The sequence below is a fragment of the Streptococcus parasanguinis genome, from assembly GCF_001578955.1.
GTDB classification, from domain to species: Bacteria; Bacillota; Bacilli; order Lactobacillales; family Streptococcaceae; genus Streptococcus; species Streptococcus parasanguinis_U.
In genome coordinates this window covers 1-213 of record NZ_KQ969796.1, presented here as the reverse complement: position 1 = coordinate 213, position 213 = coordinate 1, and the positions used below count along the sequence as shown (strand labels likewise).

The window sequence follows — 213 nt, the reverse complement described above, 5'->3', positions numbered from 1 at the left end:
CGACACAAAAAGAAAGCCAAACAAGTCCTTCCAGCTCTCGTAAGGTCACATCCTCTTCATCAACAACAGTTAGTGTAAAAACAAAGGAGCGTACAGAACCTAATCCTCCAATGCCAGCAGAGGTAGCAAAGCGATTAAAAATTAAGGAAGGCAGTACGGAAGCCGGAACTCAGCAAACTTTGCCATCTTCAAAACAGGAACAAGCTTCATCGC

1 pseudogene is annotated in these 213 nt (G+C 44.1%); it reads left to right on the top strand.

Annotated elements, in window-relative coordinates:
• A pseudogene (locus SPADD19_RS11975) lies at positions 1–213 on the top strand (C39 family peptidase); the annotation flags it as partial.